This window comes from Intestinimonas massiliensis (ex Afouda et al. 2020), from assembly GCF_900626285.1.
Classification (GTDB): Bacteria; Bacillota; Clostridia; order Oscillospirales; family Oscillospiraceae; genus Flavonifractor; species Flavonifractor massiliensis_A.
This window is the reverse complement of record NZ_LR131150.1, coordinates 1-5,648: the sequence shown is the minus strand read 5'-3', so window position 1 is coordinate 5,648 and position 5,648 is coordinate 1. Positions and strand designations below refer to the sequence as shown.

General features: G+C 49.6%; 6 protein-coding genes and 2 pseudogenes. All 8 read left to right on the top strand.

What is annotated here, in order from left to right:
• A pseudogene (locus tag E0E41_RS18670) lies at positions 1-1,020 on the top strand (hypothetical protein); the annotation flags it as partial.
• 203 nt (positions 1,021-1,223) lie between these two features.
• Positions 1,224-1,502, top strand: a complete 279-nt coding sequence (locus tag E0E41_RS18295) for a type II toxin-antitoxin system Phd/YefM family antitoxin (protein WP_130871319.1) — start codon at positions 1,224-1,226, stop codon at positions 1,500-1,502.
• Positions 1,495-1,806, top strand: a complete 312-nt coding sequence (locus E0E41_RS18290; protein WP_130871318.1) for a type II toxin-antitoxin system RelE/ParE family toxin — start codon at positions 1,495-1,497, stop codon at positions 1,804-1,806. The genes E0E41_RS18295 and E0E41_RS18290 overlap by 8 nt, the downstream gene beginning before the upstream one ends.
• Positions 1,807-1,811: 5 nt before the next feature.
• Positions 1,812-2,042, top strand: a complete 231-nt coding sequence (locus E0E41_RS18285) for a type II toxin-antitoxin system RelB/DinJ family antitoxin (protein WP_165450615.1) — start codon at positions 1,812-1,814, stop codon at positions 2,040-2,042.
• Positions 2,039-2,551, top strand: a complete 513-nt coding sequence (locus E0E41_RS18280; protein WP_130871316.1) for a TetR family transcriptional regulator — start codon at positions 2,039-2,041, stop codon at positions 2,549-2,551. The genes E0E41_RS18285 and E0E41_RS18280 overlap by 4 nt, the downstream gene beginning before the upstream one ends.
• A 28-nt stretch (positions 2,552-2,579) precedes the next feature.
• Positions 2,580-3,203, top strand: a complete 624-nt coding sequence (locus E0E41_RS18275; RefSeq protein WP_043774378.1) for a type A-13 chloramphenicol O-acetyltransferase — start codon at positions 2,580-2,582, stop codon at positions 3,201-3,203.
• Between the two features lie 266 nt (positions 3,204-3,469).
• Entirely contained in the window at positions 3,470-4,714 is a 1,245-nt protein-coding gene (locus E0E41_RS18270) for a plasmid recombination protein (RefSeq protein ID WP_130871315.1), read from the top strand.
• 369 nt (positions 4,715-5,083) lie between these two features.
• Positions 5,084-5,648 (top strand): annotated as a pseudogene (locus E0E41_RS18265) (hypothetical protein); the annotation flags it as partial.

Below are 5,648 nucleotides of genomic sequence, written 5' to 3'. Positions count from 1 at the left end.
CTGCACCTGTACTATGTGTTCAAGGAGCCGATAGATCTATACCCCAATATCAAAGTCCAGCTTAAGAGCCTCAAATATGACCTCACATTCCGCATCTGGGAGTACAAGGGAACATCCCAGCTAAAGGCGATCCAGTACCAGTCCATCAATCAGGGTTTCCGCATGGTGGGGAGCATCAACGCCAAGTACGGTACGGAGTTGGTGGCCTTCCGCACAGGGGAGCGTGTGACGCTGGATTATCTGAACGCTTACGCAATCAAGCCGGAGAACCGGGTGGATATAAATAAGCCGTTTCATCCGTCCAGAATGACGAGGGCGCAGGCGAAGGAGGCATACCCGGAATGGTATCAGCGTGTGGTGATAGAGGGCAATAAGAGAAAAAAGAAGTGGGATATAGCCGGAAAGGTACACGGCGATGATCCGTATGCCCTTTACCATTGGTGGCTGAGGCAGATCGGCAGCATCGAGGGCGGCCATCGGTATTTCTATTTGATGTGCCTTGCTATCTACGCCTATAAATGCGATGTGCCGAAGCAGCAGCTCCGGCAGGATATGCGGACAGCGTTTGAGGACTTGCAGATGGTGAAGCATGAGAACGCATTGACTGAGGAGGATATACGGAGTGCGCTGGAGGCATACGACAAGGAGTATTATAATTTCACGATTGCAGATATTGAGAAACTGACCAATGTTCGAGTTGAGAGAAATAAGAGAAACGGTAGAACGCAGGAACAGCATATGGAGGTTATGCGGGCTATTCAAACAGTTACAAATCCAAATTGGAGGAAGGGAAATGGGCGGCCATCAGCGCAGCAGCGAGTATATGACTGGCGGCAGCAGAACCCGGATGGCAGACCGAAAGATTGTATTGCTGGCACTGGACTATCGAAGAACACCGTTTATAAGTGGTGGGATAACCCTCCAACGGTGCGGTATGAGGATGGCGGTCTGACGGTCAAAATACGCCCGTCACAGGCGTTGAGCGATCTGATACAGGAGGATTTGCGGAAAGGGCTGTAAACGCCCCAGAATGGCCTCTACGCCGTTTTTTGGCGTGGTAGGGTAAGGATACTGCCCCCTCTGATTTCGAGGACGGAAAACCGCATAAATCAAGGCTTTTTCGACCCCTAAATGGTAACATAGGTAAAAGTTATTTATGGCAAGGAAACAGTGTTGATAATTTAGCATAATTATGATAAGATAAAGCAAAGGAGGATGATAATATGAATATGATTCGACCTGTTTCTGATTTGAGAAACAATTTTGCTGACATTTCAAAGACCGTGCATGAAACTGCTCAACCTGTTTTTTTGACAAAGAATGGATACGGTGATATGGTTGTTTTGAGTATGGAGGCATTTGAGAACCTGCAATTTGAAAGCGAGGTGTATTTCAAGCTGCAGGAGGCAGAGAAAGAGGCGGAGCTGACGGATCAACGCTATTCTTCCAAAGATGTGCTGAAGGCAATGAAAGATGCCATTGGAGGGGAACGGGTTGTATAAATTAGAGTATTTACCTGTTGCCCGGAAAGATATGATTGAAATTGTTCGGTATATCAGCAGAGAACTGCAAAACCCGGATGCGGCGGATCGTCTGGCGGTAGAGCTGGTGAATGCAGCGGAAAGTGTGCTGACTTTTCCGTATGCTGCTCCGGCCTACCAGCCGATCCGGTCACTGAAACATGAATACCGAAAAATTTTGGTACAAAATTATCTGATGTTTTATTGGGTGGATGAAGAAGAAAGGCTGGTGACCGTTGCCCGTGTAGTCTATGCTAAACGGGACTATGGCCGGCTGTTGGAGTGATGGGAATGGAGAGGTTGGTTGAAGTTACGCTGGAGATCGATGCCGAGCTGAAAGAACAGGCAGAAAAGGTCTTTGCAGAAAATGGAATGACTTTGGAAGAAGCAACGATTCTATTTTTTGAGGAAACCGTTCGTCTGGGGCGGCTCCCATTTGAGCTTGATGATGATCTGAGGGAGTACATAGCAAAGCAGTTGGACACACCCGCCAGCGATAGTGTGGGGAGTGTGAGGCCATGAAAACGATTCGGCAGATAGCCGACGAGATAGGCGTATCGAAGCAAACGGTTTATAAGCGGTACAAAGGCAAACTGCATACGGTTTGCGCTCCGTATGCGCATACGGAGCAGGGGGTTTTGTATATAGAGGAGCAGGGTGAAACCCTTATAAAACAAGACTTTCTGCAAAAGGAGTGCTCCGTTGGAGCGCATACGTATGCGCATACGGAGCGCTCCAATGGAGAGGTATTGGAGCAGTCTGAAAATGTGGGTGTGATAGCAGTATTGCAGACCACAATCGACACGCTGCAAGGACAGCTTGCGATAAAGGACAAGCAGATCGAGGATCTGAACGCAAGGCTTTCCGAGAGCAACGCTGCATTGGTTGCCGCCCAGCAGACGGCACAGGCTGCCCAGGCACTTCACGCGGGAACAATACAGCAGCAGCTTACCTCCGGTACTGATCAGAGCGAGGGAAGTGGAGACGAGCCGAAAAAACAGGGATGGTTTAGTCGGTTGTTTCGTGGTTAGATAAATCAGGATTTGCGGAGGATAAATGATGCAATTCACAAAGATTGATATAAATAATTGGACACGAAAAGAGTATTTCGACCACTATTTTGACAATACGCCCTGCACATATAGTATGACGGTAAAACTCGATATTTCTAAGTTGAAAAAGGATGGAAAAAAATTATATCCGACTCTCTTATATGGGGTTACAACAATCCTCAATCGACACGAAGAGTTCAGGACGGCATTAGATAAAAACGGACAGGTAGGTGTTTTTTCAGAAATGCTGCCTTGCTACACAATCTTTCATAAGGAAACTGAAACCTTTTCGAGTATTTGGACTGAGTTTACAGCAGACTATACTGAGTTTCTTCAGAACTATCAAAAGGATATAGACGCTTATGGTGAACGAAAGGGAATGTTCGCAAAGCCTAATCCTCCGGAAAACACTTTCCCTGTTTCTATGATACCGTGGACAAGCTTTGAAGGCTTTAACTTAAATCTAAAAAAAGGATATGACTATCTACTGCCGATATTTACGTTTGGGAAGTATTATGAGGATGGCGGAAAATACTATATTCCCTTATCGATTCAAGTGCATCATGCCGTTTGTGATGGCTTTCATGTTTGCCGTTTTTTGGATGAATTACAAGACTTGCTGAATAAATAAAATCCAAGTTTGTCGTGGAAACGGGGAGCCGCCCGCAGGCGGCAGGGGCAGCGCCCCTCCGGAGCAGTCCGGCTAATGGCGCATAAGCGTCGAGGCAGGCTGCTCCGGAAACCCTCCCCTTTAGGGGCGCAAAGCACTTTCCTACTGCTGCACCAACGGTGCTGCGGTGGGAAAGTGCTTTTGCGTTACTTTCTCACAGAGAAAGTAACAAAGAGGTGACTTCAGCGGAAATCTATGGTATAATAAACGGGACAGGAGGTGCGAGTATGGCAGTCAAAATATCCGGTATGATGGGAACCGGAAGCATGGGGCATAATAACCGCAAGTTCATTACCGAGAATGTAGATCCGGCCAGAACCGAGCAGAACATTACGCTGTGCAGGGAAAATCTGAAACAGGTCTACCATGAGCTTTTCGATGAAGCCCTTGCGGAGTATAACGCAAAGAAAACAAAGACGAGAGATAAGATCCCGGACTACTATCGGCACATTGAAAAGAGCAAGCAGGAGCGGCTTTTCCATGAGGTCATCTTCCAGATCGGCAACAAGGACAACTGCGGCTGCGAGACGCCGGAGGGAGAACGGGCTGCGGCAGCTCTCAAAGAGTTTGCCGAGGCATTTCAAGAACGGAACCCGCACCTGCGGGTGTTCAATTCGGTCATTCATATGGACGAGGCCACGCCCCACATCCATATAGATTTCGTGCCTGTGGCAACGGAGCAGAAGCGGGGGCTTGCGAAAAGAGTATCGCTGAAACAGGCGTTGGCGCAGCAGGGATTTACAGGCCAGTCAAAACGGCAGACAGAATGGAATGCCTGGGTAAACAGTGAGAAGCTGGTGCTGGAGCAGATCGCCCAGCAGCACAGCTTTGAAGTGATCCACGGTGACGGAGGCCGACCGCATATGTCCTTGCCGGAGTACAAAGAGGCGGCGAGGGAGCTGGAGGCCGCAAGGCAGGAGATAGAAGCAGCGAGGGCGGAAGTGTCGGAGCTGCAGGCGGAAAAGGAAACGCTGCAAGGAACGGTCAAGGAGTTAAAGGCGGCGAAAAAGGTATCGCTGGATCTGGAGAGAATTAAGCCGGAAGAAACCATGATGGGCAATATCAAGGGCGTTACCTTGAAAGAGATCAAGCAGCTGAAGGCATTGGCGGTACGGGGCGCAGAGGCCGAGCAGACGGTCAAGCAGCAGGTCAATACCATAGAGCTTCAGAAGGCGCAGATCACTTCGCTGGAGCGGCAGCTCCGGCCATCCATACAGAAGCGGCTGAAGGAGGCGCAGGAGCTGTCTGACCTGAAGGACGAGAACATGGCGCTGGAGTACGAGCTGAACCGTCAGAAGGATCTCATGGCGAGACTGATGCAGCGAGTGGAGGCTGCGCTGACCTTCTTGGAGGAGAAGCTGCCGGAACAGTTTCGGCCATATGTCCAGCGGGCAAGGGCGCATATTATGCCGGAGCCCAAGCAGGAGCACAGGCATGACAGAGGTATGAGCATGGGCGGAATGAGCCGGTAAAAGCCGGACTTGCAAACGCAAGTCCGGCACGGTATAATGGCATTAGAAATTTTCCCAAAAAAAGTTTTGATAATCTAAGCGACCTGTAAGGGGTAGGGGCCCCTTATATCGTATCCCTAAAAACCCAAAAATATTCTCTCAGGAAGGGAGAAAGTCGGAGGGGAAAAAGGGGGTGAGTGGAGGCTGTGGGAATGTGGTAAACCCGTTAGGGTTTTCCATCATTTCCATGGCCGAAACAAGGGGGAAAAGGGGGAGGTGACTTTCTCTTTAAGGCCGACCAGCGGGAGGCCGCTCTTTGGCTCCCCCTTTTCCCCCTTCCCGCCGCAGCGATTTTCTTTTTGCTTCTTTTTCTTTTGGAGGTGGCTTTACATGACCGAAAATTACAGAGGGTGCTATGAATACCTGTCGGCGCAGTTTGAGCAGGTGGGCGGCTATGACTTTTACCGGGAGCTGTTTCCCGACAATGAGCTGTACGGGGTTAAGTACGATGACTTCTCTCATCCGAGTGCGGTGTATCTCTATCAGGGCGAAGATGAGCGGCTTCATCGACGGAAGATGTATCACGATACATGGGAGAAGGACTATACGGAGTTTGTGGAGCAAAATCCCTTGACACTGTGCAGCGGTCTTGTCTATCGCCGGAATAAGAACCGGCTGGAGCACGCACAGCGGATGAATGCCCTTATCTTTGATTTGGACGGGGTAGGTATTGGGGAGCTGCGCAATCTCTTTCTCCGATTTGACGGAGATCCGAAGCGTGTTCGGCGGTTGCCTATGCCGACCTTCCTTGTGTTGTCCGGGAACGGTCTGCACCTGTACTATGTGTTCAAGGAGCCGATAGATCTATACCCCAATATCAAAGTCCAGCTTAAGAGCCTCAAATATGACCTCACATTCCGCATCTGGGAGTACAAGGGAACATCCCAGCTAAAGG

Coding starts and splice junctions, on each gene's coding strand:
- E0E41_RS18285 (WP_165450615.1), top strand. CDS start 1,812: ATGGAGAGGTTGGTTGAAGTTACGCTGGAGATCGATGCCGAGCTGAAA.
- E0E41_RS18295 (WP_130871319.1), top strand. CDS start 1,224: ATGAATATGATTCGACCTGTTTCTGATTTGAGAAACAATTTTGCTGAC.
- E0E41_RS18280 (WP_130871316.1), top strand. CDS start 2,039: ATGAAAACGATTCGGCAGATAGCCGACGAGATAGGCGTATCGAAGCAA.
- E0E41_RS18275 (WP_043774378.1), top strand. CDS start 2,580: ATGCAATTCACAAAGATTGATATAAATAATTGGACACGAAAAGAGTAT.
- E0E41_RS18270 (WP_130871315.1), top strand. CDS start 3,470: ATGGCAGTCAAAATATCCGGTATGATGGGAACCGGAAGCATGGGGCAT.